Annotated in this window: 16 protein-coding genes; 10 read left to right on the top strand and 6 right to left on the bottom strand. The window is 65.5% G+C overall.

Features of this window, described 5'->3' with window-relative positions:
• Window positions 1-104: 104 nt before the first annotated feature.
• Together ACVOLO_RS04350 and pbpC are read left to right on the top strand one after the other, a co-directional pair.
• The gene (locus tag ACVOLO_RS04350; protein ID WP_481569064.1) at window positions 105-5,024 is read left to right on the top strand and encodes an alpha-2-macroglobulin family protein; all 4,920 of its coding nucleotides are present in this window, start codon (window positions 105-107) and stop codon (window positions 5,022-5,024) included.
• A gap of 252 nt (window positions 5,025-5,276) precedes the next feature.
• Window positions 5,277-7,655, top strand: coding sequence for a penicillin-binding protein 1C (gene pbpC / locus ACVOLO_RS04345; RefSeq protein ID WP_481569063.1), 2,379 nt, complete (start codon window positions 5,277-5,279; stop codon window positions 7,653-7,655).
• A 138-nt stretch (window positions 7,656-7,793) separates the two neighbouring features.
• On the opposite strand, the gene ACVOLO_RS04340 is transcribed toward pbpC, so the two are convergent.
• From ACVOLO_RS04340 to ACVOLO_RS04325, 4 genes are all read right to left on the bottom strand, one after another.
• Window positions 7,794-8,411 carry an HD-GYP domain-containing protein gene (locus ACVOLO_RS04340; RefSeq protein WP_481569062.1) on the bottom strand — a complete coding sequence of 206 codons (618 nt, stop codon included), beginning with the start codon at window positions 8,409-8,411 and terminating at the stop codon, window positions 7,794-7,796.
• Between the two features lie 105 nt (window positions 8,412-8,516).
• Entirely contained in the window at window positions 8,517-12,086 is a 3,570-nt protein-coding gene (gene mfd / locus ACVOLO_RS04335) for a transcription-repair coupling factor (RefSeq protein ID WP_481569061.1), read from the bottom strand.
• A 344-nt stretch (window positions 12,087-12,430) separates the two neighbouring features.
• Window positions 12,431-12,976: an N-acetyltransferase family protein gene (locus ACVOLO_RS04330; RefSeq protein WP_481569060.1), complete on the bottom strand. Its 546-nt coding sequence runs from the start codon at window positions 12,974-12,976 to the stop codon at window positions 12,431-12,433.
• A gap of 97 nt (window positions 12,977-13,073) precedes the next feature.
• The gene (locus ACVOLO_RS04325) at window positions 13,074-13,931 is read right to left on the bottom strand and encodes a 23S rRNA (adenine(2030)-N(6))-methyltransferase RlmJ (protein ID WP_481569059.1); all 858 of its coding nucleotides are present in this window, start codon (window positions 13,929-13,931) and stop codon (window positions 13,074-13,076) included.
• A gap of 45 nt (window positions 13,932-13,976) precedes the next feature.
• On the opposite strand from ACVOLO_RS04325, the gene creB reads away from it, so the two are divergent.
• The 8 genes from creB to ACVOLO_RS04285 all read left to right on the top strand — a co-directional run bounded on the left by creB (window position 13,977) and on the right by ACVOLO_RS04285 (window position 22,554).
• Entirely contained in the window at window positions 13,977-14,687 is a 711-nt protein-coding gene (gene creB, locus ACVOLO_RS04320; RefSeq protein ID WP_481569058.1) for a two-component system response regulator CreB, read from the top strand.
• Window positions 14,688-16,124, top strand: coding sequence for a two-component system sensor histidine kinase CreC (gene creC, locus ACVOLO_RS04315; protein WP_481569057.1), 1,437 nt, complete (start codon window positions 14,688-14,690; stop codon window positions 16,122-16,124).
• 84 nt (window positions 16,125-16,208) lie between these two features.
• Window positions 16,209-17,573, top strand: coding sequence for a cell envelope integrity protein CreD (gene creD / locus ACVOLO_RS04310; protein WP_481569056.1), 1,365 nt, complete (start codon window positions 16,209-16,211; stop codon window positions 17,571-17,573).
• Between the two features lie 10 nt (window positions 17,574-17,583).
• Window positions 17,584-18,066 (top strand): hypothetical protein, encoded by a 483-nt coding sequence (locus ACVOLO_RS04305; protein ID WP_481569055.1) that lies wholly within the window; start codon window positions 17,584-17,586, stop codon window positions 18,064-18,066.
• Between the two features lie 266 nt (window positions 18,067-18,332).
• Window positions 18,333-19,925: a M20/M25/M40 family metallo-hydrolase gene (locus ACVOLO_RS04300; RefSeq protein WP_481569054.1), complete on the top strand. Its 1,593-nt coding sequence runs from the start codon at window positions 18,333-18,335 to the stop codon at window positions 19,923-19,925.
• A 416-nt stretch (window positions 19,926-20,341) separates the two neighbouring features.
• The gene (gltX, locus tag ACVOLO_RS04295) at window positions 20,342-21,745 is read left to right on the top strand and encodes a glutamate--tRNA ligase (protein ID WP_481569053.1); all 1,404 of its coding nucleotides are present in this window, start codon (window positions 20,342-20,344) and stop codon (window positions 21,743-21,745) included.
• Window positions 21,746-21,759: 14 nt separating this feature from the next.
• A complete protein-coding gene (locus ACVOLO_RS04290) occupies window positions 21,760-22,245 on the top strand; it encodes a transcriptional repressor (RefSeq protein ID WP_481569052.1) in 486 nt (161 codons plus the stop codon).
• 75 nt (window positions 22,246-22,320) lie between these two features.
• Complete coding sequence (locus ACVOLO_RS04285; protein WP_481569051.1) at window positions 22,321-22,554, top strand: hypothetical protein; 234 nt, start codon at window positions 22,321-22,323, stop codon at window positions 22,552-22,554.
• A gap of 5 nt (window positions 22,555-22,559) precedes the next feature.
• On the opposite strand, the gene ACVOLO_RS04280 is transcribed toward ACVOLO_RS04285, so the two are convergent.
• A complete protein-coding gene (locus tag ACVOLO_RS04280) occupies window positions 22,560-24,272 on the bottom strand; it encodes an amidohydrolase (protein WP_481569050.1) in 1,713 nt (570 codons plus the stop codon).
• Window positions 24,273-24,458: 186 nt separating this feature from the next.
• Window positions 24,459-26,669, bottom strand: coding sequence for a TonB-dependent receptor (locus tag ACVOLO_RS04275; protein ID WP_481569049.1), 2,211 nt, complete (start codon window positions 26,667-26,669; stop codon window positions 24,459-24,461).
• Between the last annotated feature and the right edge of the window lie 77 nt (window positions 26,670-26,746).

Below are 26,746 nucleotides of genomic sequence, written 5' to 3'. Positions count from 1 at the left end.
CCATGCCGTCTGCGGTTGCGGTTGGCATCGGCTGGAAAACAGAGGCGTGTGCGGGGTGTTTACCGATGGCTGGGTATACTCCGCGGCATCTGCTGGAGGACGCCATGGAATACAGGAAGTCGGTGCGCATGCGGTGGGCGGCGGTCGCGTTTGCGGCGTTGGCCCTGGTTGCAGGATGCAAACGGAATGAAACCGGACAGCTGCCCGGCGCCAGTGGCGAGGCCATCGTCGCCAAGCAGGAAGAGGTCAAGGGCTTTGCCCTGCTGCGGGCGTACCCGGACCAGCGGCGTGGTGATGGCCTGGCGTTGGCGGTGGAGTTCTCGCGGCCGCTGGTCGGCACCCAGGATTTCGACAAGCTGCTGCGCTTCGAGGAAAAGGTCGGCACCGAGGAAAGCAGCTGGTCGCTGTCCGACGATGGCAAGACCCTGCGCTACCCGTATGTGGAAGCGGCCAAGGAATACACGCTGATCATTTCTCCGGACCTGCTTGCCGCCGACGGCAACCGGCTGGGTACCGAGGTGAAGCAGAAGGTGTTCACCGGCGAGCTGGACCCGGCGGTGGGCTTTGCCTCGCAGGGCAGCGTGCTGCCGTCCCGCGAGAGCCGCGGCCTGCCGGTGGTGTCGGTGAACGTGCCGGAGGTGGATGTCGAGTTCCTGCGTGTACGCGAGAAAGACCTGCCGACCTTCTTCAGCCAGTACCAGCGCGGCGGCCGTCGCGGCAGCTGGGAGCTGGACAGTGACTACGGTGACAACACGCCGCTGTCCAAGCTGGCCGAGCCGGTCTATGTGAACCGCTTCGTGCTTGGCGGCAAGCAGAACGAGCGGGTGCTGACCTACCTGCCGATCCAGGAAGTGAAGGAGCTGCAGCAGCCTGGCCTGTACTTCGCGGTGATGAAGCGTGCCGGCAGTTTTGAAAGCGAATACGACACCGCGTTTTTCACGGTCAGTGACATCGGCCTGCATACGCGGGCCTACAAGGACACCTTGTTCGTCCATACCGCTTCGCTTGCCGATGGAACACCGGCCAAGAAGGTGGAGCTGAAGGTGGTCGACGCCAAGGGCGAGGTGATCCTCAAGGGCCAGACCGATGCCAACGGCAATGCGCTGTTGAACTACACGCTGGATGCGGGGCATGTGCTGGTGGCTTCCAGTGGCAGCGACACCACGATGCTGCCGTTCAACCAACCGGCGCTGGACCTGAGCGAGTTCGCCGTGGCCGGGCGCCAGAACGCCAACTTCGATGTGTTTGCGTGGTCCGGCCGTGACCTGTACCGCCCGGGCGAAACCGTACGCGTGTCGGCGCTGCTGCGCGACAACGACGGCAGGATGCTGGCCGGGCCGGCGACCGGCGGGCAGCCGGTGTTCCTGCGGCTCAAGCAGCCGGACGGCAAGACCTTCCGCGAAACGCGCCTGCAGCCGGGCGAGCAGGGCTACTTCACCTTCGAGCAGATCATTCCGGCCGAAGCGCCCACCGGGCGCTGGCAGGTGGAGTTCCGTACCGACCCGGGCAGCAAGGAAGCCGTGCAGGGCATGACCCTGCGTATCGAGGAATTCCTGCCCGAGCGCATGAAGCTGGATCTGGACAGCGCGCAGAAGACGATCAAGCCGGGCGAGCCGCTGAAGCTGCAGGCCGATGCCGCGTACCTGTATGGCGCGCCGGCCGATGGCAATCGGTTCACTGCGCGTCTGGCAGTGGCCGTTGAACAGCATCCGGTGGAGTCGATGCCGGGCTGGTTCTTCGGTGACCCGACGGTGCAGTTGCCGCGCGAAGCCAGCGACGTGATCGACACCACGCTGCCGGCCGACGGCAAGCTGCGCCAGGACGTGCCGTTGCCGGCCGACGCAGGCAAGGGCACCACGGTTTCGGCGCTGCTGTCCGGCAGCGTGTATGAAACCGGCGGCCGAACCGTGACCCGCACGCTCAAGCGCGTGGTGTGGCCGGCAGCGGCCTTGGTGGCGGTGCGTCCGCTGTTCAACGATGCCGACGGTGCCGATGCCAACGCCAACGCACGCTTTGAGTTGATGCGCGTGGATGCCGAAGGCAAGCCACAGCCGGCCAAGGGATTGAAGATCACCCTGGTGCGCGAGCTGCGCGATTACCACTGGACCTACACCGACAGCCGCTGGGATTACGACTTCACCCGCCGTTTCGAGAACAAGGAAACCCGCACGCTCGATGCGGGCACCACCTCGACCCGGTTCGACTTTCCGGTGGAATGGGGCGAGTACCGGGTGGATGTGTTCGACCCGGGCACCGGCCTGACCACGCGTTATCCGTTCCGTGCCGGTTGGAGCTGGGACGATGACAACCGTGGCCTGGACGCACGCCCGGACAAGGTCAAGGTGGCGCTGGACAAGACGGCCTACCGTGCCGGTGACACGCTCAAGGTGACGCTGACGCCGCCGCATGCCGGCCGTGGTGTGTTGATGGTCGAAAGCGACCGCATGCTCTACGTGCAGGACGTGGACGTGAAGCCGGGCAGCACGTTTGAAATCCCGGTCAACAAGGACTGGGAACGGCATGACGTGTATGTCACCGCGTTGGTGTTCCGTGGTGGCAGTGCGCCCAGCAAGATCACCCCGGCCCGTGCCGTGGGCGTGGTGCATGTGCCGATGGATCGCAGCGATCGCCGCATCGCGGTGGGCTTGGTCGCACCCAAACAGATGCGTCCCGAACAGCCGATGGCAGTGACGGTGAGCGCGCCGGAACTGGCCGGCAAGAACGCGCATGTCACCGTGTCCGCGGTGGATGTGGGCATTCTTAACATCACCCGTTTCGCGGTGCCGGATGCACCGGCGCACTTCTTCGCACAGCGTCGCCTGGGCGTGGATGCGTATGACATCTACGGCCGGGTGATCGAGAGCTTCGAGGGCAACAGCGGCAAGCTGAAGTTCGGTGGCGACATGGCGCTGGCGGCATTGCCGCAGGCCAAGCGCCCGACCGCGCGGGTGCAGACGGTTGATCTGTTCTCCGGCCCGGTGGCGCTGGATGCCAAGGGCAATGCGCGCGTCACCCTGCAGGTGCCCGATTTCAACGGCACGCTGCGGGTGTCGGCGATGGTGTACACCGATGCGCGCTACGGCAACCGCGATGTTGAAACGCTGGTGCGTGCGCCGATTCTGGCCGAGGCCAGCATGCCGCGGGTGATGGCGCCGGGTGACCGCAGCACGGTCACGCTGGACGTGCAGAATTTCACCGGCAAGCCGGGCGAGTTCGCGGTGCGGGTGGAGGGCGAAGGCCCGCTGGGCATTGGCGAATCCACGCGCACGGTGACGCTGGCGGCCGATGCCAAGCGCACCTTGAGCTTCCCGTTGAATGCGCAGGAAGGCTACACCGTGGCCAAGGTGCGGGTGCGGGTGGACGGCAACGGCTTCAAGGTGGACCGCCGTTACGACCTGCCGGTGCGTGCGGCGTGGCCGCAGGTGCTGCGTTCGCAGACGCGCACGCTGGACCCGTTGGCGCCGGTCACGCTGGACAGCAACTTCGCCAGTGGCTTGATGGCTGGCTCGGTCAATGCGCGCATGCTGGTCAGTGCCTTGCCGCCCATTCCGTTCGCCTCGGCCTTGCAGGGTGCACTGAATTACCCGTACGGCTGCGCCGAACAGACCACCAGCAAGGGCTATGCCGCGTTGATGCTCGACCAGGCCACCTCGGCCATGCTCGGTGCCGATGGGCTGGATGCCAAGGCCCGCAATGAGCGCATGGAAGGCGCGTTCGGGCGGCTGGCTTCGATGCAGGTGGCCAACGGCAACTTCTCGATGTGGGGCAATGACGACTACATCAATCCGGCGCTGACGCCGTACATCGCCGAGTTCCTGCTCGATGCCAAGGACGCCGGTTTCGCAGTGCCGGACAACGTGCTGCAGAAGGCCTTGAACCGCATCAGCGAAGACCTGCTCAGTGGCGGCAACCAGTTCTATGGGCAGGACCGCCGTGACGCGATGAAGTTCGCCAACCAGGCGTATTCCGGCTACGTGCTGGCACGCGTCAACCGCGCGCCGCTGGGCACGCTGCGCACCCTGTGGGACAACGAGCGCAGCAAGGCGGTGACCGGCTTGTCGCTGGTGCACCTGGGCGTGGCCTTGTCACTGCAGGGCGACAGCAAGCGTGGCCAGGCGGCCATTGCAGCTGGTTTTGCCAAGTCCATTTCGGATCGCCCGACCTACTTTGGTGATTACGGCAGCCCGCTGCGTGATGGCGCCTTGATGATTGCGCTGCTGCACGAGCGCGGCCTGGCCAAGCCGGAGTACGACGCGCGTGTGATTGACCTGGGGCAGACACTGGAGATCCGTCGCAACGGTGGTTGGCTGTGGCTGAGCACGCAGGAGCAGGTGGCGCTGGCACGTCTGGGCAAGGCGTTGATGGCCAACCAGAAGAAGCTGGTGTCCGGTGAGCTGGTGGTCGGCGAGAAGACCGAGAGCATCGACGCACGCAAGGCATTCGCGCGTGTGTTCGACATGGCGCAGTTGGCGCAGGGCGTGCGGTTCTCGCCGCAGGGCGAGGCACCGATGTTCGCCAGCCTGGAAGTGGCGGGCATTCCGCGTCAGGCACCGGCACCGGACAACACCCACATCGGCATTGAGCGCAGCTGGTACGGCACCGACGGCAAGCCGTGGACACCGCGTCCGCTGAAGGAAGGCGAGGCCCTGATCGTGCGCCTGAGCATCACCGCCGACATGTCGATGCCGGATGCACTGGTCACCGATCTGCTGCCGGCAGGCCTGGAAATCGAGAACTTCAACCTGGGCGATGCCAAGCAGTGGGCCGACGTGGTGGTGGATGGCGTGGAGATCAGCGACCGCTCACGCGCGGCGGATGTGAAGCACGAGGAGTTCCGTGATGACCGTTATGTCGCCGCGTTGAATCTGTCGCGTGGCAGCAAGGCGCATGTGTTCTACCTGGTGCGCGCGGTCACGCCGGGCACCTACATGGTGCCGCCGCCGCTGGCCGAGGACATGTACCGCCCCGACCTGCGTGGCGTTGGCCGTTCCAGCCCGACCACGATCACGGTGGTACAGCCGTAAGCGGAAGTGCTCCCTCCCTTTGCCGCAGGCAAGGGGAGAGTGGTTTTCGCGACCAAGGTCGCTCCTACGGGAATTGCACGGCGCGGCTGGCTCCGCGCAGGAGCGGCTTCAGCCGCGAAGCTGGTGTAGCCGACGAAACCGGGATAAAGACAATTGCATGCACTGTTGTTGCCTTGACCACCACCGGCATCGCGACCAAGGTCGCTCCTACAACAACTGCAGACCGCGATTGAAGAGCAGGCACGAGTGAACATGCGCGTTCCATGGCTGAAAAAGGTTGGTACCCGCCTGCGCGCTGCTCTCACGCTTCGCAATCTGCGTTGGGGAGTCGCAGCACTGCTCAGTCTGCTGCTCATCCTCGACATCGCATTCCCTCCGCCGCTGCCAAAATCACGCGATACCAGCACGCTGGTGGTGGCCGGTGATGGCACGCCGCTGCGCGCGTTTGCCGATGCCGAAGGTGTGTGGCGTTATCCGGCCGATGCCAGGACGGTGTCGCCGCTGTACCTGCAGGCGCTGCTTACCTATGAGGACCGCTGGTTCTGGCGGCACCCGGGTATCAATCCGTGGGCCTTGTTGCGTGCTGGCAAGCAGTGGCTGTTCGAGCGGCGCATTGTTTCGGGTGGCTCCACGCTCACCATGCAGGTGGCGCGCATTCTGGACCCGCATACCCGCACGCCGTGGGGAAAGGTGAAGCAGCTGCTGCGTGCGCTGCAGTTGGAAGTGCACCTGAGCAAGGCCGAGATTCTGGACCTGTATCTGGAACGCGCACCGTATGGCGGCACCATCGAAGGCGTGGAAGCGGCCAGTTGGGCCTACCTGGGCAAATCCGCCGCGCATCTGTCGCAGGCCGAAGCGGCATTGCTGGCGGTGCTGCCACAGTCGCCGAGCCGCTTGCGCCCGGATCGTCACCCCGAAGCGGCGCAGCGTGCGCGCGACAAGGTGCTGGCGCGCATGGCCGCGTTGGGCGAATGGTCGGCGGATGAGGTTGCCGATGCGCGCATCGAGCCGGTGGTGGCGCGTTCGCTGAAGCAGCCGCTGCACGCCGCGTTGCTGGCGCAGCGCCTGCGCAGCCAGCAACCGAAGGCCGCACATATCCAGACCACGCTCGACAGCGGCCTGCAGCGCACGCTGGAGGAACGGGTTGCCTCGTATTTTTCACAGTTGCCCGAGCGCACCTCGGCCGCGTTGCTGGTGATGGACAACGCCACGCTGGAAGCGCGTGCCTACGTCGGCTCGGTGGCGTTTGCCGACAAGGCGCGGCTGGGCCATGTCGACATGGTGCAGGCCTGGCGTTCGCCCGGGTCCACGCTCAAGCCCTTCCTGTATGGCATGGCGCTGGACGATGGCCTGATTCATTCCGAAAGCCTGCTGATGGATGCGCCGCAGAGTTTTGGCGGCTATCGCCCGGGCAATTTTGATGCGGCGTTCAACGGGCCGGTTGGCGCGGCCAGTGCGCTGCGTTTGTCGTTGAACGTGCCAGTGGTGGATCTGCTGGACCGGGTTGGGCCTGCGCGTTTCACCGCGCGCCTGGCCAATGGCGGGGTCAATCTGAAATTCCCGCACGGGGCAAAGCCGAACCTGGCGGTCATCCTGGGCGGCACCGGCGCGCAGTTGGAAGGCTTGGTGGGTGCATTCGCCGCGTTCAATCGTGGGGGCATTGCCGGCCGTGTGCGCTACACGCCGCAGGAACCGCGCATCGAGCGGCGGCTGATGTCCGAGGGCGCCGCGTGGATCGTGCGCGACATCCTGCAATCCAATCCGCGTCCGGGTTACGGCGTGGGTACGTTCGATACCGGCAGCCGGCCACAGGTGGCATGGAAAACCGGCACCAGCTATGGCTATCGCGATGCCTGGGCAATCGGCAGCACGCGCAACTACACCGTCGGGGTATGGGTCGGGCGGCCGGATGGCACGCCGTTGCCGGGCCAGTACGGCGCGGTGACGGCCTTGCCGTTGATGTTCGAGGTGATCGACAGCCTGCCACGACAGACCGGCGACAACACCGCGCAGCCGGTGCCGGCCAGCGTCAGTGAAGTGGATATCTGTTGGCCGCTGGGCATTGCCGCCGAACAGACGCCGCCGTCCATGTGCCAGCGGCGTTTCCCGGCGATGGTGCTCGACGGCGTGGTGCCGCCGACCTTCCCCGAACGCGAGGCGCGGCTGTGGCAGGCGGGCAGGGTGCGTTTCCAGGTGGACGCAAAGAGTGGGCTGCGGGTTTCGGCCGGTTGCGAAGGGCATGCGCTGCGCGAGGATCGCGAGATCGCGCGCTGGCCGGCACTGGCGTCGCCGTGGCTGTCCGTGGCGCAGCGGCAGGCGCAGCAGTTGCCCGCGCTTGCGCCGGGTTGCCCGCAGGACGGGCGCCAGTCCGACGGCGTGCTGCACATCCAGGGGCTCAACGACAAGGCGACGCTGGCACGCCCGCCTGGCGCGACGCACGGGCCGCGGCTGCAGTTGCGCGCGCTGGGCAGCGAGTCGTCGATCGAGTGGTTGCTGGACGGGCGCTGGATAGCACAGACACGCGGCAGCCGGGTGTTCACGCGCGACTTTGATGAGCCCGGCGAACACACCCTCACCGCGTTGGCCGAAGACGGCGCGTGGACGCGTGTTCGCTTCCGGGTGGTGAAGTAGCAGGGAATTCAGTGCGGCCAGCGGCACGCGTTTGATCGCGCGGTGCCAGGTTCCGCTGAGGCTTTGTCGGCAAGGCGTCTGCCGGGCATGGCCCGGCACTGCCTGATGATTGGGGGATGCGGCGCCGGGCCTGTGCGATCAGGCGGCGTTGCTGGCTTCGCGCAGCATGCCGAGGAATTCATCGAGCAGGCGCGGGTCAATCAAGCGGCCGCGTTGCTTGTCGAGGATTTCCAGCGTGGTCTCGGTTGACATCGGCGCGCGGTAGGGACGCAACGAGGTCATTGCATCGTAGCCATCGACGATGGTGAGGATGCGCGATTCCATCGGGATTTCCTCGCCCTGCAGCCCATGCGGGTAGCCGCTTCCGTCCCAGGCTTCATGGTGGTGGCGGATCAGCGTGGCGACCTGCGCTGCATCCTCGCGGCCGGTGGCATGGAACAGGGCCGCTCCACGTTCGGGGTGGGTGCGCATGAGTGAGCGTTTGTCCTCGTCCAGCTTGCCCGGGTACAGCAGGACGTCATCGCGGATGCCGATCTTGCCGACATCGTGGAAGCGCGCGGCCAGCACCAGGTGCGCCAGGCGATCCTCCGGCAGACCGCAGTGCTGGCCCATGGCGTGGGCCAGCTGCGAAACCCGGTCGCAATGTTGGTCGGTGTAGCTGTCGCGCTGATCAAGCGCTGCGGCCAGCACCGCGATCGCGCAGGAGTCGTCCTCGGGAGGAATGGACAGCCCCACGGGCATGGAAATGGGAGACATGAGATGTACAGCCTTGAAGAGGCGCACCGAGGATGGGAGAGGGCGCGCATTCTCGGCGCGCCTTCGTTTTCACGCAAACGTCACACCATCTTTCGTTCAGAAAGCTCAGGGCTGCAGCGTCGTCAACAAGGCACGCGCTGCGTTGAAACGGTCGGCACTTTCCGGCAGCGGATGCCTGATGCGCAGCTTGTCCGGGCCATCCATCTGGTAAAGCTTGGGCTGCTTCTGGATCAACTGGATCACCGCCATCGGGTCGATGTTGGGCTTGCTCTCGAACACGATGCGGCCACCATTTTCGCCCAGTTCCAGCTTGCGGACCCCCAGCACATTGGCCTGCAGCTTGAGTTCGGCGATGGCGAAAAGATGTTTTACCGGATCCGGCAGCAAGCCGAAACGGTCGATCATCTCCACCTGCAGTTCGCGCAACGCACTGCTGTCGCGCGCACTGGAAATGCGCTTGTACAGCGTCAGGCGGGTGTGTACGTCGGGCAGGTAGTCCTCCGGGATCAGCGCCGGCACATGCAGCTCGACCTCGGCACCGCGTGCTTCCTCGCCGGCATCCAGGTCGGGCAGCTTGCCGGCCTTGATCGAGCGCACCGCGCGTTCCAGCAGCTCGGTGTACAGGCTGAAGCCCACCTCGGCCATCTGCCCGCTCTGGTCTTCGCCCAGCAGCTCGCCGGCACCGCGGATTTCCAGGTCGTGCGTGGCCAGGGTGAAGCCGGCGCCCAGTTCGTCCATCGAGGCGATGGCTTCCAGCCGCTTCTGCGCATCGGCGGTCATCGCGCGCTTGTCCGGCACCACCAGGTACGCATAGGCGCGGTGGTGCGAGCGACCGACGCGGCCACGCAACTGGTGCAGCTGGGCAAGGCCGAAGCGGTCGGCGCGGTTGATGATGATGGTGTTGGCGTTGGGGATGTCGATGCCCGATTCGATGATGGTGCTGGCCAGCAGCACGTTGAAGCGCTGCTTCTGGAAATCCAGCATCACCTTTTCCAGCTCGCGTTCGGGCATCTGGCCATGGGCCATGCCGATGCGCGCCTCGGGCACCAGCTCGGACAGCTCGCGCTGCATCCGGCCCATGCTTTCCACGTCGTTGTGCAGGAAGTACAGCTGACCACCGCGCGACAACTCGCGCTGGAAGGCTTCGCGCAGCTGCGCGTTGTCCCAGGCGGTAATGAAGGTTTTGACGGCCAGGCGATTGGGCGGTGGCGTGGCGATGATCGACAGGTCACGCAAACCGGCCATCGCCATGTTGAGCGTGCGCGGAATCGGCGTGGCGGTGAGCGTGAGCAGGTGCACGTTGGCGCGCATCGCCTTCAGTGCTTCCTTCTGGCGCACGCCGAAACGCTGCTCCTCATCGACGATGACCAGGCCCAGGTCCTTGAACTTCACGTCCGGCTGCAGCAGGCGATGGGTGCCGATGATCACGTCGATCGTGCCTTCGGCCACCTTGTCCAGCTCGGCCTTGATCTCCTTGGTGCTTTTGAAGCGCGACAGCACTTCCACCCGCAACGGGTAGTCGGCAAAGCGGTCGCGGAAATTGCGGTAGTGCTGTTCGGCCAGCAGCGTGGTCGGCACCAGCACCGCCACCTGCTTGCCGCCGCTGGCCGCGGCAAAGGCGGCACGCACGGCCACTTCGGTCTTGCCGAAGCCGACGTCGCCGCAGACCACGCGGTCCATCGGTTGGCTGGACTGCAGGTCGCGCAGGGTGGCGTCGATGGCGGCCTGCTGGTCGGCGGTTTCCTCGAACGGAAAACCGGCGGCGAACGGCTCGTACATCACCCGGTCGATATCCAGCGCCAACCCGGCGCGGGCCTGACGCCGCGCCTGGATTTCCAGCAGCTCGGCGGCCACGTCACGTACTTTCTCGGCCGCCTTGCGCTTGGCCTTGGTCCACTGCTCGCCACCGAGCGAATGCAGCGGCGCGGTTTCCGGCGAGGCACCGGAATAGCGGCTGATCAGGTGCAGCTGTGCGACCGGCACATACAGGCGGTCGCCCTTGGCGTATTCGATTTCGAGGAATTCGCCGGGCATGCCGCCGACGTCCATCGCGATCAAACCGCGGTAACGGCCAACGCCGTGGTCTTCATGGACGATGGGCGCGCCTTCGGTCAGCTCACCCAGGTCGCGGATGATCGCCTCCGGCTCGCGCCCGGCCCGGCGCGTGCGCCGCGCATGGCCGGCGCGTTCGGGGAACAACTGACGCTCGGTAAGCACCGCCATCGGCGGCTGGGTGATGGCAAAACCATCATCCAGCGGCGCAACGGTGATCGCGAAGCGTGGAAGCGCCTCGCTCTTTGCAAGCCCTTCGCTTTTTGAAAGCCCCTCTCCCGCGCGCGGGAGAGGGGTTGGGGTGAGGGCGCCCTTGCCTGCGCTCTTCCCCCCGTCCGGCGAAGGAAGGAAAGCGTTGAAATCGGCCAGCACCGGCGGTCGCAGCTCCGCGGCCTGCAGCACTTCCAGCAAGGCTTCACGACGACCCGGAGAATCGGCGGCAATCAGCACGCGGCCGGGGTAATGCTCAAGGAAGGACTTCAGCGCCTGACCGGCCGGCGCATCCTTGGCGGCGACCGGCAGCGGCGGCAATGGCTGGTCGCCCAGCGCGTGTGCCTCGTCGATGCGCGGATGGTCGGCCGGCCACACTTCCACGCGCGGCTGTTTGTTGAACTGCTCACGCAGGCTGTCCGGCGACTGGTAGATCTCCTCCGGCGGCAGCAGCGGCCGTTCGATGTCATGGCGGCGCTGTTCATAGCGGCTGTTGGTCTGCAGCCAGAACGCATCGGACGCCTCGGCTACACCCGTGCCGACCACGGTCAGGAAACCTTCGGGCAGGTAGTCGAACAGCGTTGCGGTCCTGTCGAAGAACAGCGGCAGCATGTATTCGATACCCGAGGGCAGCATGCCGGCCTTCAGGTCCTGGTAGAGCGGGCTGCGGCGGGTGTCCACGTCGAAGCGTTCGCGCAGCGTGGCCAGCACTTTCGCCAGGCTGGCGTCGTCCATGGGCACTTCGCGGCCGGGCAGCATCTTCACTGCCGCAACCTTGTCCAGCGAACGCTGCGATTCCGGATCGAACTCACGGATCGAATCGATGTCCTCGTCCAGCAGCTCGATGCGCAACGGCGCCTCGGCACCCATCGGGTAGACGTCGAGCAGCCCGCCGCGCACGGCGAAGTCGCCCGGGTCCATCACCTGGCCAACGTTGCGGTAGCCGGCGCTTTCCAGGCGGCGCTTCTCCGCATCCATGTCAAGGCGCTGGCCGACCTTCAGATCGAAGCTGCCACCGACGATGTAGCTCAGTGGTGCGAGTCGTTGCAGTAAGGTCTGCACCGGCACCACCACGATCCCGCGCGTGAGCGTGGGCAGGCGGTGCAGGGCGGCCAGGCGCTGGGAGATGATGTCCGGGTGCGGGCTGAACTGGTCGTAGGGCAGGGTTTCCCAATCCGGGAACGGCACCACTGGCAGCGCGTTGCCGCCGGTACCCAGCAGGGTCTGCAGATCGGCAACGGTCTGGTGCGCGCTCTGGTTGTCGCGCGTGACCAGCAACAGCGGCTTGCCGTGCATCTGCGCGGCCTGCGCCACATGCCACGCCAGGGCGGTAGTGGAAGCCGGGGCGCGCCACCAGGCGCGAAGCTGGCCCGAGCGGGGCAGCGGCGGAGAGGAGGATGAGATGGCAGACATGAGCCGCCGATTTTAACAGATGCGGTCGTGGCGGCCGGGCGGCGGCGGGAGCGCGGCCGTGTCCAGGCTCAGCGTCCAAGGCTCAGCTTTCACTCTGGGCATGGCTACTGGCCCGGCAGCGTGCAAGAACCGATTTTGCCGTTGTTGTTGCTTTTGTCGTGCTCCTCTCCCCTTGCGGGGTGAGCGCAGGGGGCTTGCAACCCATCGGATCGCACCTGCGTGAACGCTTCGCGCGCTGCGCGAAGCCGGGGCGCGGAGCGGGATGCCGAAGGCAGGAGAGGGGAACGCGGCAGCCGTACATCAGCGTCGCCCGCCACACACTCCTGCCTTGGATCAGCGTTATCTCAGGTGGCCAGTTCCAGCACCATCCGGACCAAACCCGGGGTGCCGCTGGGGTGTGGCACCTGCTTGAAGCCCAGCGAGGCGGCCAGTTGCAGCATGGGCTCGTTCTGCTCGGCGATGTCGCCGTACAGACGGTCCAGGTACTTGCCGCGTGCCCATTTCACCAGCTTGCGCATGAGCTGCCGGCCCAGGCCCTGGCCGGCGAGGAAGCGGCTGACCAGAATGGCGTATTCGGCATCGCGCGTGCCGGGGATGATGGAGGCGCGGGCAACCGCGCCAACCACGGCTTCCCCGGGTGGCAGCGGCTCGGCGGCCACCAGGGCGATCTCGGTCTTGGGGTTGGGGTGGGTGAGCCGCTGTGCGGTCTCATCGGACAGCGCTTCCACCGACTGCAGGAACTTGTCACGCACCTCTTCGGGCCCGAACAGGGCAAATGCGCCTTGCAGTGGCGCGCCATCTTCGGGGCGGATGGGGCGGATAAGCAGTTCCCGGCCGCTGGGTGCCTTGAAATGTTCATGCCAGGGCGGCATGCGATTACGGGTAGCCATGACTACGGTTCCTCCAAAGTCCCCGGATTCTGTCATCCGCCCGCCCAAATACTGTGAACGTTCTTAAACGCGGAGTCATGGCCGCCAGCGGCGGGGATTACTCCGGCATCTTCAGCCATTCCAGGCGGGTGGAGGCGCCAGCCTCGCCCAGATGCTTCTTCAGGGTGGGAAGGGCAGGTGACAGGATTTTGTCGAATTGCCAGGGGGTGTTGACCAATAGCATGCCGCTGCCATTCAGGCGCAGGGGCGAGTCGTCCGGGCGGACCAGCAGTTCAGCTACCAGTACGGATTTGGCCGGCAGGTGGGTGGCCTTGCGGAAGAACTGCTGCAGGCTGCGGCGCTGCTTGATGGGGTACCACACCGCGCATTGGGCCTGCGGCATGCGGGTGAGGATTTCACGCAGGGTGGCGATGATCTGTGGGTATTCGGCGTCCTGCGACTCATAGGGTGGGTCGATCAACACCAGCGCCCGGCCGATCTTGTCGGCGCCGGACTTGGGCGGGAGCAGGGCGCGGATGCTGTCATAGCCATTGCCGGCAAATACCTGCACGCGGCGGTCATGGGCGAACAGCTCCTTGAGCGCGGCGGCTTCGTCCTTCTGCAGCTCACAGGCGGCCATGCGGTCCTGCTCGCGCAGGGCACGGGCGGCCAGCAGCGGCGAGCCGGGGTAGGACACCAGTGCGCCGACCGGGTTGTCGGCCTGCACGGCGCGCAGGTACTGCTCGACCACCTCCGGCAGGGCCGGGGTGGCCATCAGCTGCAGGATGCCCAGGTCGGCCTCGGCGGTCTTGCGGCTTTCTTCGGCCGAAAGCAGGTAGCGTCCGCGCCCGGCATGGGTGTCCAGGACGAAGAAGGGCGATTCCTTGCGCTTGAGCGCGTCGATCATCGCCAGCATGACGATGTGCTTGAGCACGTCGGCATGGTTGCCGGCGTGGAAGGCGTGGCGGTAATTCATCGGCGAAGTGTACGGGGGTGCACGGGGGGCGGCTATGCTGGCGGCATGTCAGACCAGCCAGCCCGGGTACTCGTCGTCGAAGACGAGGCCGCCATCGCCGACACCCTCCTGTACGCCCTGCGCAGCGAAGGCTACGCGGTCAGCCATTGCGCGCTGGGCCGGCAAGCCCTGGAGCACTTGCGCGGCGAGGGCGCCGACGTGGTGGTGCTGGATGTCGGGCTGCCCGACCTGGGCGGCTTTGAGGTGTGCCGCCAGCTGCGTACCTTCAGCCAGGTGCCGGTGATCTTCCTGACCGCCCGCAACGACGAGTTCGACCGGGTGCTGGGCCTGGAACTGGGCGCCGATGACTATGTGACCAAGCCGTTCTCGCCACGCGAAATGGTGGCCCGGGTGCGCGCCCGGCTGCGTCGCGGCGCCGTTACGGCGTCCTCGGCAGCGTCGCCGGGCCCTGCAGCGGGCTGGCGCCAGTGCGGTGGCTTCGCCATCGACGAGGAAGGCCGGCGCATCCGCTACCAGGACGTGCTGTTGGACCTCACTCGCTACGAATACGCGTTGCTGGCCGCGCTGCTGCAGCGCCCGGGCGCGATCCTGAGCCGGGCGCAGCTGATGGAGCGCGGCTGGGACCACACCAGCGACAGCACCGACCGCACCGTCGATACCCACGTCAAAACCCTGCGCGCCAAGCTGCGCGCGGCCGGGGCGCAGGACGACCCCATCCGTACCCACCGCGGCGTGGGCTACGCGCTGGAGCTGTAGATGCGGCTGGGGCTCAAGCTTTTCCTGGGGTTCTTCCTGATCGTCGGCATCGCCGCGTTCTTCGTGATGCGCGTGTTCGTCAACGAAGTGAAGCCGGGCGTGCGCCAGGCCATGGAGTCCACGCTGGTGGATGCGGCCAACGTGCTGGCGGTGATTGCCGCACCGGACCTGAAGGCCGGGCGCATGGCCGATGGTGCCTTCGCCGCGCAGATGGCTACCGCGCAGCGGCGCGATCCGCGCGCGATGGTCTGGCGTTTTCCCAAGCGCAGCGTGGAATACCGGGTCACCGTGACCGACGCCAGGGGCATCGTGATCTACGACTCGCGCGGGCAGGACGTGGGCCGCGACAACTCGCGCTGGAATGACGTGTACAGAACCCTGCGCGGCGAATACGGTGCCCGTTCCAGCCCTGAAACGCCCGGTGATGAAACATCCACCGTGATGCACGTCGCCGCACCTGTTTATGACCCGGCCGACGGCCGCACCTTGATCGGTGTGCTGACCCTGTCGCAGCCCAACGACACCATCGATCCGTTCATCGCCGCCAGCCAGCGCGCCATCATTGCGCGCGGTACATGGTTGATTGGCTTGTCGGCCTTGATCGGCCTGCTGATGACCTGGTGGCTGTCGCGCGGCATCGGCAGCCTGAGCCGCTATGCCAAGGCGGTGAGCGCCGGTGAGCCGGTGCCGCCGCCGCGCCGCCGTCGCGATGAAATCGGTGATCTTGGCCAGGCGTTGGAAATCATGCGCCGCAAGCTGGAAGGCAAGGCCTACGTTGAGCAGTACGTGCAGTCGCTGACGCATGAGATGAAAAGCCCGCTGGCGGCCATCCGTGGTGCCGCCGAGCTGCTGCAGGAGCCGCTGCCCGAGGCCGAGCGGCAACGCTTTGCCGGCAATATCGTGCAGCAAGAGCGGCGCCTGACCGAGACCATCGACCAACTGCTGCGGCTGGCCGAAGTGGAACAGCACGGCTGGCTGCACAAACGTGGCGAGGTGGACCTGGTCGCGCTGTGCCGCGCACTGGTCGACGACGCCAGCCCCAGCCTGCAGTCGGCACGCCTGCAACTGGAATACGCGATGCCCGAGCGCGCCGTGCTGCAGGGCGATGCGTTCCTGCTGCGGCAGGCCTTGTCGAACCTGCTGGACAACGCCATCGCGTTTTCACCGGAAGCTGGCCGCATCGTGTTGAGCGTGCAGCAGGGCGAGGTCGGCTGGACGGTGAGCCTGCGCGATGCCGGCCCGGGCGTGCCGGATTACGCACAGGAACGGGTGTTCGAGCGTTTCTATTCGCTGTCGCGGCCGCGCAGTGGGCAACGCAGTAGCGGCCTGGGCTTGCCGTTCGTGGCCGAAGTCGCGCGCCTGCACGGCGGCCGCGCGCAACTGCGCAACCACCCTGACGGCGGCGCCGAAGCCTGTCTGGTGTTGCCAGCGGCCTGACTTCACACTCGCTTCAAATTCGCCACAAACCCTGCTCACCCGGCGGGAAGAAGCTGTGCCCCGGTCATCACACGAGGACGGGACATGACTTCCCTCAAATTGCTGTTGCGCTTCGCCATCGTCGGCGGGTTGGCGTTGTTGTTGTTGATTCCCCTGCTGCTGATCCGCAGCACCATCAATGAGCGTGAGCGCTATCGCGACCAGGCGATCGAGCGCGTGGCGCAGAGCCGCGCGGGCGAGCAGACGCTGATCGGGCCGGTGCGCGTGCTGCCGTGGAAACAAACGCGCGAGGTGGAGGTTGAGGTTGAAGGCAGCAAGCAGCGCAAGACGGAGTTGCGCACCGAGCACGGCTATGACCTGCAGATGCCAACGCGCCTGAACGTGCAGGGCAGGATGCGCCCGGACGAACGCCGCATCGGCCTGTTCAAGGTGCCGGTGTACAGCTGGCAGGCCAAGTTGCAGGCGGAGTTCGCCCCGGCCAATTACGCCGCCGTGGCCGGCCGCACCTATGGCCGCCCGTATCTGGCGCTGGGCATCGCCGACGTACGCGGCCTGGTCGGTACGCCCAACCTGCGGGTAGATGGCCGTGCAGTGCCGCTGGAATCGGGCTCCGGCGTGCTGGAGGAAACCTCCAAGGGTCTGCATGCCCCGCTGTCGGAACTGCTCGACATCAGCCAGGGCGTGTTGCGCGAAGGCAACAAGGTCGAACTGGAGTTCGTGCTGGACGGCACCCGCTCGCTGGCCGTGGTGCCGGTTGGCGATGACACCCGCGTGGCACTGGATTCGCCGTGGCCGCATCCCTTGTTCGGCGGCAGCTTCCTGCCCAACGAGCGCAGCATTGACGACAGTGGCTTCAAGGCGCAGTGGGCGGTGTCCTCGCTGGCATCGGCGGCACAGGCGCAGTTGCTCAAGAGCATCCGTGGTGTTGGTGGCAGTGTGGAATCATTGAACGTCGCACTGGTGGACCCGGTGGATGTGTACACCCAGGCCGACCGGGCCACGAAGTACGGCATCCTGTTCGTGCTGCTCACCTTTGTAGGCTTCGCGTTGTTCGAGCTGATCAAGCAGCTGCGGATTCACCCGCTGCAGTACCTATTGGTGGGCCTGGCGTTGGCGATCTTCTTCCTGCTGCTGGTGAGTTTGTCCGAGCAGATTCCGTTCTGGCAGGCCTACCTGATATCGGCAGCGGCGTGTATTGGTCTGCAGGGCTTCTACCTGAGCGGCGTGTTGCGCAGCTGGAAGTACGGGCTCGGCTTCTCGACCATGCTCACCCTGCTGTATGGCGTGCTGTACATGCTGCTGGATTCGGAGAACAACGCCTTGCTGATGGGCTCGCTGCTGCTGTTCGGCGTGCTGACCGTGATCATGTGGATCACCCGCAAGGTGGACTGGTACGAGTTGAGCAACCGCTCCGCGGCCAAGCCGACCACGCCCCCGGCATTGCCGTAATTGACGCGGGGTGGCTTCGGCCACCCCGTTCTTCGGGAGCATTCACGTTATGAACCGAGTATCGATCCACCGCCGCGCGCAGCGGCTGCTGCCAGCGGCGATCGAAACGGATGGTCTGCTGCATTTCGGCACTGCGCCGGGACAGTTGGAAGAAGTGCTGCTGGGCAGCATGTTCGACTGCACTGCGCAGGGCGTGATGGTGTTGCGTCTTGCGGGGCAGACGGCCGTTGCAATTCAACGCCAGGGATTGGCGTTTTTCGAGCAGGCGCATGTGGCACGTGCGGGATTGCAGCAGCAGTTGCCCGCGCATTACGGCGCATGGCGCCGGGTAATGCTGGGTGGAAAAGGGAAGGGCTTTACGGAAGAAGTGATTCCGAGCAATGCGATATCGGCGTGGCGAGGCGCGGGGTTTGTTGCTGCATCGGTCGATAAGCGCGCGTGGCTGGCGGTGCTGCCGGTGGAGCGGTTGGTGGTGTATGGGTGGTTGAATTGAATGGGCTGGGTATCCCCCTCTCCCCAACCCCTCTCCCGCAAGGGGAGAGGGGCTCAGTTGGCTGCGAGTCGAAGGAACGCGAGCGATTGCAGCTTAAAAGCCCCTCTCCCCTGGCGGGAGAGGGGTTGGGGAGAGGGGGGAGGCAATGCATCCAAAAACCCAGACCAATTCCCGCCAACCATGACCATTGGCCGGCTCCAACGCAGCCAACCGCTGGCTAGACTCGACGCTTTGTCGTGATTTGGCCTGGGGCCGGGGGAAGTCAAGTGATCAAGCGTGGTTTGCTGGCGTTGTGCATGGGATTGGCCGTGGGTGCTCCGGCATATGCGGCCGAGCAGGTGGACCTGGACATGGTGGGCAAGATCCGCCAGGAAGCCTTCCACCGTTCGCAGGTGATGGATACCTTCAGCCATCTCACCGAAAACATCGGCCCGCGCCTGACCAATTCCCCGGCCATGACCGAGGCCAACCGCTGGAGCCGCGAGCGCTTCAATGCGTGGGGCCTGACCAATGTGCATGACGAAGCCTTCGCCGATTTCGGCCGTGGCTGGGAGTTCTCCTCGGCCAGCGTGGAAATGCTGTCCGAACGCGTGCAGCCGCTGCATGCGCTGCCCAAGGCCTGGACGCCGGGCACCAACGGCCCGGTGGAAGGCGAGCTGATCCAGGTTGAGATCAAGAAGCTGGCCGACATGGAGCAGTACAAGGGCAAGCTGCGCGGCAAGATCCTGCTGCTGGGCGACGCGCGTGAATACAAGCGCGGTACCGAAGCCGATTCGCATCGCCACGACGCCACCTCGCTGGAAGGCCTGCAGGAATTCACCATTCCCAAGAGTGCCGCCGAGGACCGGGCAAAGCGGGTCAAGGAATACAACGAGCGCCAGGAGCTGGTACGCGCGACCAACGAATTCTTCATCGCCGAGGGCGCCCTGGCTGCGATCAGCATCAGCGGCTGGGACAACGGCATCATCCGCGTGGCCGGTGGCGGCTCGCGCAAGGCCGGTGAGTCGGTTGGCATTCCCGAATTGGCAATGATTGCCGAGCACTTCAACCCGCTGGTGCGCGCGCTGAAGGATAAGCAGACCGTGCGCCTGCGCGTGAATGTGGATGCGCGCTTCACCGACGACGCCAACCAGCCCGGTCACAACACGCTGGCCGAGATCCGCGGCAGCAGCAAGGCCGATGAAATCGTGATGCTGGGTGCGCACATGGACTCCTGGCACACCGGCACCGGCGCAGCGGACAACGCCGCTGGCGTGGCAGTGATGATGGAAGCCATGCGCATCCTCAAGGCCGTGGGTGCCAAGCCCAAGCGCACCATCCGCGTGGCGTTGTGGAGCGGCGAAGAGCAGGGCCTGATCGGTTCGCAGGACTATGTCGCCAAACACTTCGCCCGTTACCCGGAACCGACCGACGCCGCGCAGAAGGCACTGCCGGCATCGCTGCGCGAGCCGACCGGCGCGCTGCAGAAGCTGCGTGATTACGACAAGTTCCAGGTGTACTTCAACATGGACAACGGCTCGGGCCGCTTCCGTGGCATCTATGCCCAGGAAAACATGGCGGCGATGCCGATCTTCGAGGCGTGGCTGAAGCCGTTCAATGATGTCGGCGCAACCACGGTGGCCACGCGCAACACCGGCAGTACCGACCACATCAGCTACGACCGCGTGGGCTTGCCGGGCTTCCAGTTCATCCAGGATCGCCTGGACTACTTCAGCAACGTGCACCACAGCCATCTGGATACGTGGGATCACGCCGAGGCGGAAGATCTGAAGCAGGCGGCAGCGATTGTTGCCTCGTTTGTCTACAACGCGTCAATGCGCGAGGGGAATTTCCCACGCAAGCCGTTGCTGGAGAAGTGAGCCCGGCAGTTGGCTCGCAGTGCTGATTTTGGAAGGGCCGCATCGCGGCCCTTCTGCTTTTGGGGCAGTGCAAGCAAATGCCTGATGAGTCCCTTCTCCCGCCTGCGGGAGAAGGTGCCCGAAGGGCGGATGAGGGCAGCTTTGGATTTGGCTGCTGCTTTGTTTCTGGGTGCGCCGCCCCGTGCGGGGTCTTATCTGCTGGCTCCGCCGCTGCGGAACGGGCCCGGTGAAGCCAAAGCCGAAGCCGAAGCTGCCCTCACCCCAACCCCTCTCCCGTACAGACGAGAGAGGGGCTGACAGCTGCAGTTCGCAGGCTCTTGTTGGTTTTTCAGCCCGCAGAGCGGGGCTAACGCAACTGCAGGGCGCCGAAGGAGGGGAAGGGGTAAAATGCCGCGATTCCCACTTCTGCGCCTGTCATGACCGTTCGCACCCGCTTTGCCCCCAGTCCCACCGGCTACCTGCACATTGGTGGCGCCCGCACCGCGCTGTATTGCTGGCTGGAGGCCCGCCACCGTGGCGGCGAGTTCGTGCTGCGCATCGAGGACACCGACCGTGAACGCAGCACCCAGGCGGCCATCGACGCCATCCTGGAGGCCATGGACTGGTTGGGCCTGGACTACAACGAAGGCCCGGTCTACCAGACCGACCGCGTCGCCCGTTACAAGGAAGTGGCCGAGCAGCTGATCGCCTCGGGCAAGGCTTACTACGCCTACGAGACCAAGGAAGAGCTGGACGCCATGCGCGAGGCCGCCATGGCCAAGCAGGAAAAGCCGCGCTACAACGGCGCCGCCCGTGAGCTGAACCTGCCGTACAAGGACGATGCGAACCGCGTCATCCGCTTCAAGAATCCGCTCGACGGCAGCGTGGTGTTCGACGACCTGATCAAGGGCCGCATCGAAATCGCCAACAGCGAGCTGGATGACATGGTCATCTTCCGCCCGGACGGTTACCCCACCTACAACTTCGCGGTGGTGGTGGACGACTGGGACATGAACATCACCGAGGTCATCCGCGGTGACGACCACATCAACAACACCCCGCGCCAGATCAACCTGTACGAGGCCATCGGTGCGCCGGTGCCGAAGTTCGGCCATATGCCGATGATCCTGGACGAGCAGGGCGCCAAGCTGTCCAAGCGCACCGGCGCGGCCGACGTGATGCAGTACAAGGACGCCGGCTACCTGCCCGACGCACTGTTGAGCTACCTGGCCCGGCTGGGCTGGTCGCACGGCGACCAGGAGCTGTTCAGCCGTCAGGAGCTGATCGACCTATTCGACGTGACCAACTGCAACTCCAAGGCCTCGCGCCTGGACATGGCCAAGCTGGGCTGGGTCAACCAGCATTTCCTGAAGACCGAGGAGCCGGCCGCCATCGTGCCGCACCTGGTTTACCAGCTGGAGAAGCTGGGCCTGGACGTGAATGCCGGCCCGGCGCCGGTGGACGTGGTCATCGCCCTGCGCGAGCGCGTGCAGACCCTGAAGGAAATGGCCGAGAAGGCGGTGGTCTGGTACACCCCGCTGACCGAGTACGACGAAGCCGCCGTGGCCAAGCACTTCAAGGCAGGCGCCGATGTACCGCTGGCCAAGGCCCGCGAACTGCTGGCGGCGGCGCCGGAATGGACTGCCGAGTCCGTCTCGGCGGCCCTGCATGATGCCGCTGCGCAGCTGGAAATCGGCATGGGCAAGGTCGCCCAGCCGCTGCGCGTGGCCATCACCGGCACCCAGGTCAGCCCTGACATTTCCCATACCGTGTACCTGGCGGGGCGCGACGAGGCCTTGAAACGCATCGACGCCGCACTCATCAAGGTTCCCAAGGCCTGATTCAAGAGGTAGACATGACCGAACCGCACTCCTGTACCGCTCCGCACCACCACGTCGATGACGCGGCGGATTTTGTCGCGGTGGTTGAACGGGTGTGCCGCGAGCGCGGATTGCGGCTGACGCCGATCCGCGCCAACGTGCTGCGCCTCATCGCCGAGGCGGGCAAGCCGGTCAAGGCCTACGAACTGCTGGAATGGGTGCGTGAAGGCAAGGGTGTCGGTGCCGACGCCCCGCCCACGGTGTATCGCGCGCTGGATTTCCTGATGGCCAACGGCTTCGTGCACAAGCTGGCCTCGGTCAACTCCTTCGTCGCCTGCCATCACCCCAGCAGCAACCAGCACTCGGTGCCGTTCCTGATCTGCGACCGCTGCCACAGTGCGGTGGAGCTGGAAGACCGCGACATCGTCCGCCAGCTTGAAACCCGCGCCAAGGAGCTGGGTTTCAAGCCGCAGGCGCAGACCCTGGAAGTGCACGGCCTGTGCGCGAACTGCGCCGGATGAGCTGCCGCGCCAGCCGAACATCGGCCAAGGGGTAATGGCGTGAAGCGCTTTGGCAGGGGGCCCGGCGTGTTGTGGATGGCGACTGCCATCGCATCGATGCTGTGGCTGGCCTGTTTGGCTGTGTTTTCCGACCTGTGCCTGAGTTTTGGTGGCGCAAATCCGGGCTGCACGTCCACCTTCAACTATCCCGATGCGGTGCAGTTGTTCGCGATGTTCGGCGTGGTGTTGCTGATACCGCTGATCCTGGTGATCGCGGTGTTGGCGCTGGTATTCACGGTGCTGGCATCGGCGCGCAAGGCGCGTGCTTGATGCCGTTACTGCCCTGAGGGCGTCGCCTCGTAGACGACCTGCCCGTCCTTGATGGTCTGCAGCACCTTGATGGTGTGCAGCTGTGGATGGGCAATGCTCAGCGGGTTGTCCGACAGCACCACCAGGTCGGCGCGCTTGCCCACTTCAATCGAGCCTTTGCTGGCTTGTTCGGAATATTGTTCCGCTGCCCACAGGGTGATCGATTTCAACGCCTGCTCCGGCGTTACCCGCTGCTCCGGGCCAAGCACATGGCCGCTACGCGTGGTGCGGTTGACGGTGGCATCGAGCACCCGCATCGCGTCGGGGAAGACCACCGGGGCATCGTGGTGCGAGGTGAATTTCATGCCCGCACCCAGCACCCAGCGCGTGGGCGAAATGTTTTCCGCGCGCTCCGGCCCCAGCACCGATTCGCGATGCCAGTCGCCCCAGTAGTAGGTGTGCATCGGGAACAGCGACGGAAAGATGCCAAGCCGCTTGATTTCATTCACCTGGTCCTTGCGCAGCGTCTGCCCATGGATCAACACCGGCATCAGGTGCTGGTCCGGATGCGCGGCTTCGGCTGCGGCGACGGCGTGAATCAGCTGGTCGATGGCTGCGTCACCGTTGGCGTGTGCCAGCACCTGCCAGCCGTGGGCCCAGGCCTGGCTGATCAGGTCGTTGACCTTGGCATCGGGGAACGCGGGGTAGCCCGCATAGTCGGCTTTCTCGCCGTCGGGCACGTTGTAGTACGGCTGGGTCAGCCACGCGGTCTTGCCCTGCGGTGAGCCGTCCAGGCTGATCTTCACGCCGCCGATGCGGAAGTGGTCGGTGTAGTTCAGGCCGTAATACGGGCCCTGCATTGCCGGGTCGTGCAAGGCCACTTCGATGTCGGGGTAGGACACGACGTCGATTTTCAATTTGCCGGCCTTGGCGGCCAGCGGCAGCAGTTGCAGGGTGCCGGCGTCGGTCTTGCCGTCCTGTGCGGTGGTGTAGCCGTACTTCATGTACAGCGCCTGCCCGGCTTCGAGCATGGCCACGGATTGTTCGAGCGTCATCGCCGGCATCAGTTTGGCCAGTGCGAGGTTGTGCGCGCTTTCTTCCAGCACGCCATCGGGAACCGTGCTGCCGGGTTCGCGGCGGATCACGCCACCTTCGGGATTGGGTGTGTCGGCGGTGATGCCGGCCATCTCCAGCGCCTTGCTGTTGTAGCTGCCCAGGTGTCCGGATTGATGCATCAGGATGACCGGGATGTCGGTGGCAATGGCATCAAGCTCGGTGCGGGTGGGGTGCCGTTTTTCCGCCAGCTGCGAATCGTCATAGCCGAAGCCGATCAGCACCTTGTAGCCCTCCGGCGTGGCGGGGTGTGCGCGGAACGCGCGCATGATCCGTTGCAGCGCGGGGATCGTGTTGCCTTCGCCATCGGGTGCCGGCAACAGGTTGGCCGACAGCGCCTGCAGGCCAACGCCGGACACATGCCCGTGTGCATCGATGAAACCCGGCGTCAGCGTGTGCCCTTGCAGATTCACCTGCTGCGCAGCGGGGCTGAACGCCTGCGCGGCCTTGCGGCTGCCGACAAAGGCGATGCGGCCGTCACGCACCACCACGGCTTCGGCATTTGGTTGGCGCTCATCCAGGGTGATGATGGGGCCGCCGGAGTACAGCGTGTCCGTATGCGGGGCCGCGTGGGCTGCGTTGGCCAGCAAGGCAGCCAGGACCGGAACGGTCAGCTGTAGTTTCATCGGGAGTCTCCGGGACCATAAGCGCTGCCGAAGCCTAGCCTAATCGCGTGGAAGCGACTGTGGACACGTTGTCGCAGTGCGCGGGCATGAAGCCGACGTAGTCCTGAATCTCGCGATGAATAAAAGCCCCTCTCCCTTTGCGGGAGAGGGGTTGGGGAGAGGGGGCAAGCCCATCCACTCAGCGCATCAGAACCAGGCGCGGATACCAAACGCCACGCCACGGCCCGGCAACGGCGAATAGTCGCGCAGCAGCGAGGTGTGCGGACGGGCTTCGCGGTTGGTCAGATTGCTGCCGTCCAGGAACACCTCGTAGCTGTTGCTGCCATTGCGCTCCCAGCGGTACGCCATATGCGCGTCCACCAGGGTGTAACCGCCGCTGGGCTGCTCGTTCTGCGCGACGTCCTTCTGGCTGCTGTAACGCACTGCGCCCACCGAGGCCCGCCAGCCATCCCGCGACCAGCGCAGGTCAGCGCCGACGCGGGCCGGCGAGATGCGCGGCAGGTAGCCGCTGTTGGCCAGGTCCACGGTGTAATAGTGGCTGTGGTCGCCATGCGGCACCGCGATGTTGGCCGAGCGGCTGCCACTGCCATCCAGTTCCGCCTTCACATAGTCACCAAACACGCGCAGGTCCCAGTCGCCGGTATTGCCTTCAAACATGTGGAGTGTGGCCTCGGCTTCGGCGCCCTTGAAGGTGGCGTCCTGCTGCGTCCACAGGCGTACCGGCAGCGATTCGACCACGCCGGTCTCGGCCAGGTAGATGAAGTCCTTGAACTTGGTCTGGTAGATGGCGGCGGAAAAGTCCAGGCGGTCGCTGTGGGTGTGGATGCCCAGCTCCGCGCGCTGGCCGCGTTCGGTCTTCAACGTGGAATCGCCTATTTCCAGCGAGCGCGTGGCGATATGCGCACCGGCGGCATACAACTCTTCGTTGGTCGGCGCGCGTTCGGTGCTATCAATGCCAAAGCGCAGGTCCACTGCGTCATTGAGCTTCCAGATGCCGGCAGCGGAGAGGTTGGTCGCATCGAACGTGCGGCGCTGGTAGTCGCCGGTCGGGTCCAGCTTGACCTTCTCATGACGGGCACCCAGTTCCAGTTTGAACGGGCCGAACTGCTTTTCCTGCAACACGAACAGGCCGGCGCTGCGGGTGCCGGTGTCCGGCACGAAGGCTTCCTCGCCGCGCGCGCCGAAATCGCCATTGCTGACCTGCAGGCCGAACGCGCCATCCCAGCCGCCGATCTGCTGCTGTACCGCTTCCAGGCGGGTTTCGATGCCGCGGTTGGTGAAGCGCGTGGACGGCGTGCCGCCTTCCAGTTCGGTGTGTTCGTAGTCGGTATAGCCGGCGCGCAGGTTGATGTTCTTCAGGAACGACACCGGGTTGTAGATGCCAGCCTTCATGTCGAAGCGGTTTTGCACCATGTCGATGCGGACATCGTGCTCGTCACCTTCTTCCCCGTGATCGTGATCGTGGTCATGGTCGTGACCATGGCCGTGGTCATCGTCGGCATGTACGTGCGCGCCATTGGGGATGCCGTAGTTGGTGCGATAGGTGGCGGCAGACACACCAAAGTAGCCGCCTTCGCCCAGCCAGGTCGCGCCCAGCCCGCCCGCGCGGGTGCGGATGGAGCTGTTGTCCAGGCGACCACGGCGCGGCTCGTCGCTGTCGCCGTGCGCATGATCGTGTTCATCGTGATCTTCCAGGCCATCGATCACGGCATAACCGGGAATGCGGTAGTCATCGCCATTGCGCACCAGGCCATCGACATGCAGCACCCAGTTCCCGTTGACGCCATCCAGGCGGAACATGCCGCTGCGTTCGTCATTGACCGAGTTGCCACGCAGCTCGGCGCGGCCGCTGAGCGGGCGGTCCGGGATTTCACTGGCGATGCGGCCATCCACCACATTCACCGCGCCACCGATGGCGCCGCTGCCAAACAGCAGGGTCGCCGGTCCCTTCAGGACTTCAATCTGGTCGGCCAGGAACGGCTCGATGCTGGTGGCGTGGTCAGCACTGACCGTGGAGGCGTCCATGTTGCCTACGCCATTGGACAGCACCTGCACGCGCGGGCCTTCCTGGCCACGGATGATCGGGCGGCCGACACCAGGACCGAAGAAGGTGCTCTGTACACCGGGCAGCTTGGCCACGGTGTCGCCCAGCGTGCCGGACTTCTGCTCGTCCAGGCGTTCACCGGCCAGCACGTCCACCGGGCGCGCCAGTGATTCGGCCGGGCCCTGCAGCGGCGATGCGGTGACCTTGACGGCGGACAGCTCGGTCAGGTGATGGCTTTGGCTTTGGCCTGGGCCTGCGTCATCGTTGTCGGCAGCCAGCGCTGCGCCGGGCAGGGCGGCCGTCAATGCGACAAACAGGAGGTGGCGGTTGAAGCGGCGGGGCAGTGGATGCATGGAAAAGTGTCCTTGTTGTTACTGTGTATCACTTGAGGGGCGCGCTGAACCGAAGGCAATGGGCGGGAGGGGCGCAG

Source organism: Stenotrophomonas sp. STEN056 (assembly GCF_056759635.1).
Note: the sequence above shows the minus strand (reverse complement) of the source record. Positions and strands in the feature narration are given on the sequence as shown.

Bases quoted from the DNA above. Each gene is read 5' to 3' on its own strand.
- ACVOLO_RS04350 (WP_481569064.1), top strand. From the start codon at position 105: ATGGAATACAGGAAGTCGGTGCGCATGCGGTGGGCGGCGGTCGCGTTT.
- pbpC (WP_481569063.1), top strand. From the start codon at position 5,277: ATGCGCGTTCCATGGCTGAAAAAGGTTGGTACCCGCCTGCGCGCTGCT.
- ACVOLO_RS04340 (WP_481569062.1), bottom strand. From the start codon at position 8,411: ATGTCTCCCATTTCCATGCCCGTGGGGCTGTCCATTCCTCCCGAGGAC.
- mfd (WP_481569061.1), bottom strand. From the start codon at position 12,086: ATGTCTGCCATCTCATCCTCCTCTCCGCCGCTGCCCCGCTCGGGCCAG.
- ACVOLO_RS04330 (WP_481569060.1), bottom strand. From the start codon at position 12,976: ATGGCTACCCGTAATCGCATGCCGCCCTGGCATGAACATTTCAAGGCA.
- ACVOLO_RS04325 (WP_481569059.1), bottom strand. From the start codon at position 13,931: ATGAATTACCGCCACGCCTTCCACGCCGGCAACCATGCCGACGTGCTC.
- creB (WP_481569058.1), top strand. From the start codon at position 13,977: ATGTCAGACCAGCCAGCCCGGGTACTCGTCGTCGAAGACGAGGCCGCC.
- creC (WP_481569057.1), top strand. From the start codon at position 14,688: ATGCGGCTGGGGCTCAAGCTTTTCCTGGGGTTCTTCCTGATCGTCGGC.
- creD (WP_481569056.1), top strand. From the start codon at position 16,209: ATGACTTCCCTCAAATTGCTGTTGCGCTTCGCCATCGTCGGCGGGTTG.
- gltX (WP_481569053.1), top strand. From the start codon at position 20,342: ATGACCGTTCGCACCCGCTTTGCCCCCAGTCCCACCGGCTACCTGCAC.
- ACVOLO_RS04290 (WP_481569052.1), top strand. From the start codon at position 21,760: ATGACCGAACCGCACTCCTGTACCGCTCCGCACCACCACGTCGATGAC.
- ACVOLO_RS04285 (WP_481569051.1), top strand. From the start codon at position 22,321: ATGGCGACTGCCATCGCATCGATGCTGTGGCTGGCCTGTTTGGCTGTG.
- ACVOLO_RS04280 (WP_481569050.1), bottom strand. From the start codon at position 24,272: ATGAAACTACAGCTGACCGTTCCGGTCCTGGCTGCCTTGCTGGCCAAC.
- ACVOLO_RS04275 (WP_481569049.1), bottom strand. From the start codon at position 26,669: ATGCATCCACTGCCCCGCCGCTTCAACCGCCACCTCCTGTTTGTCGCA.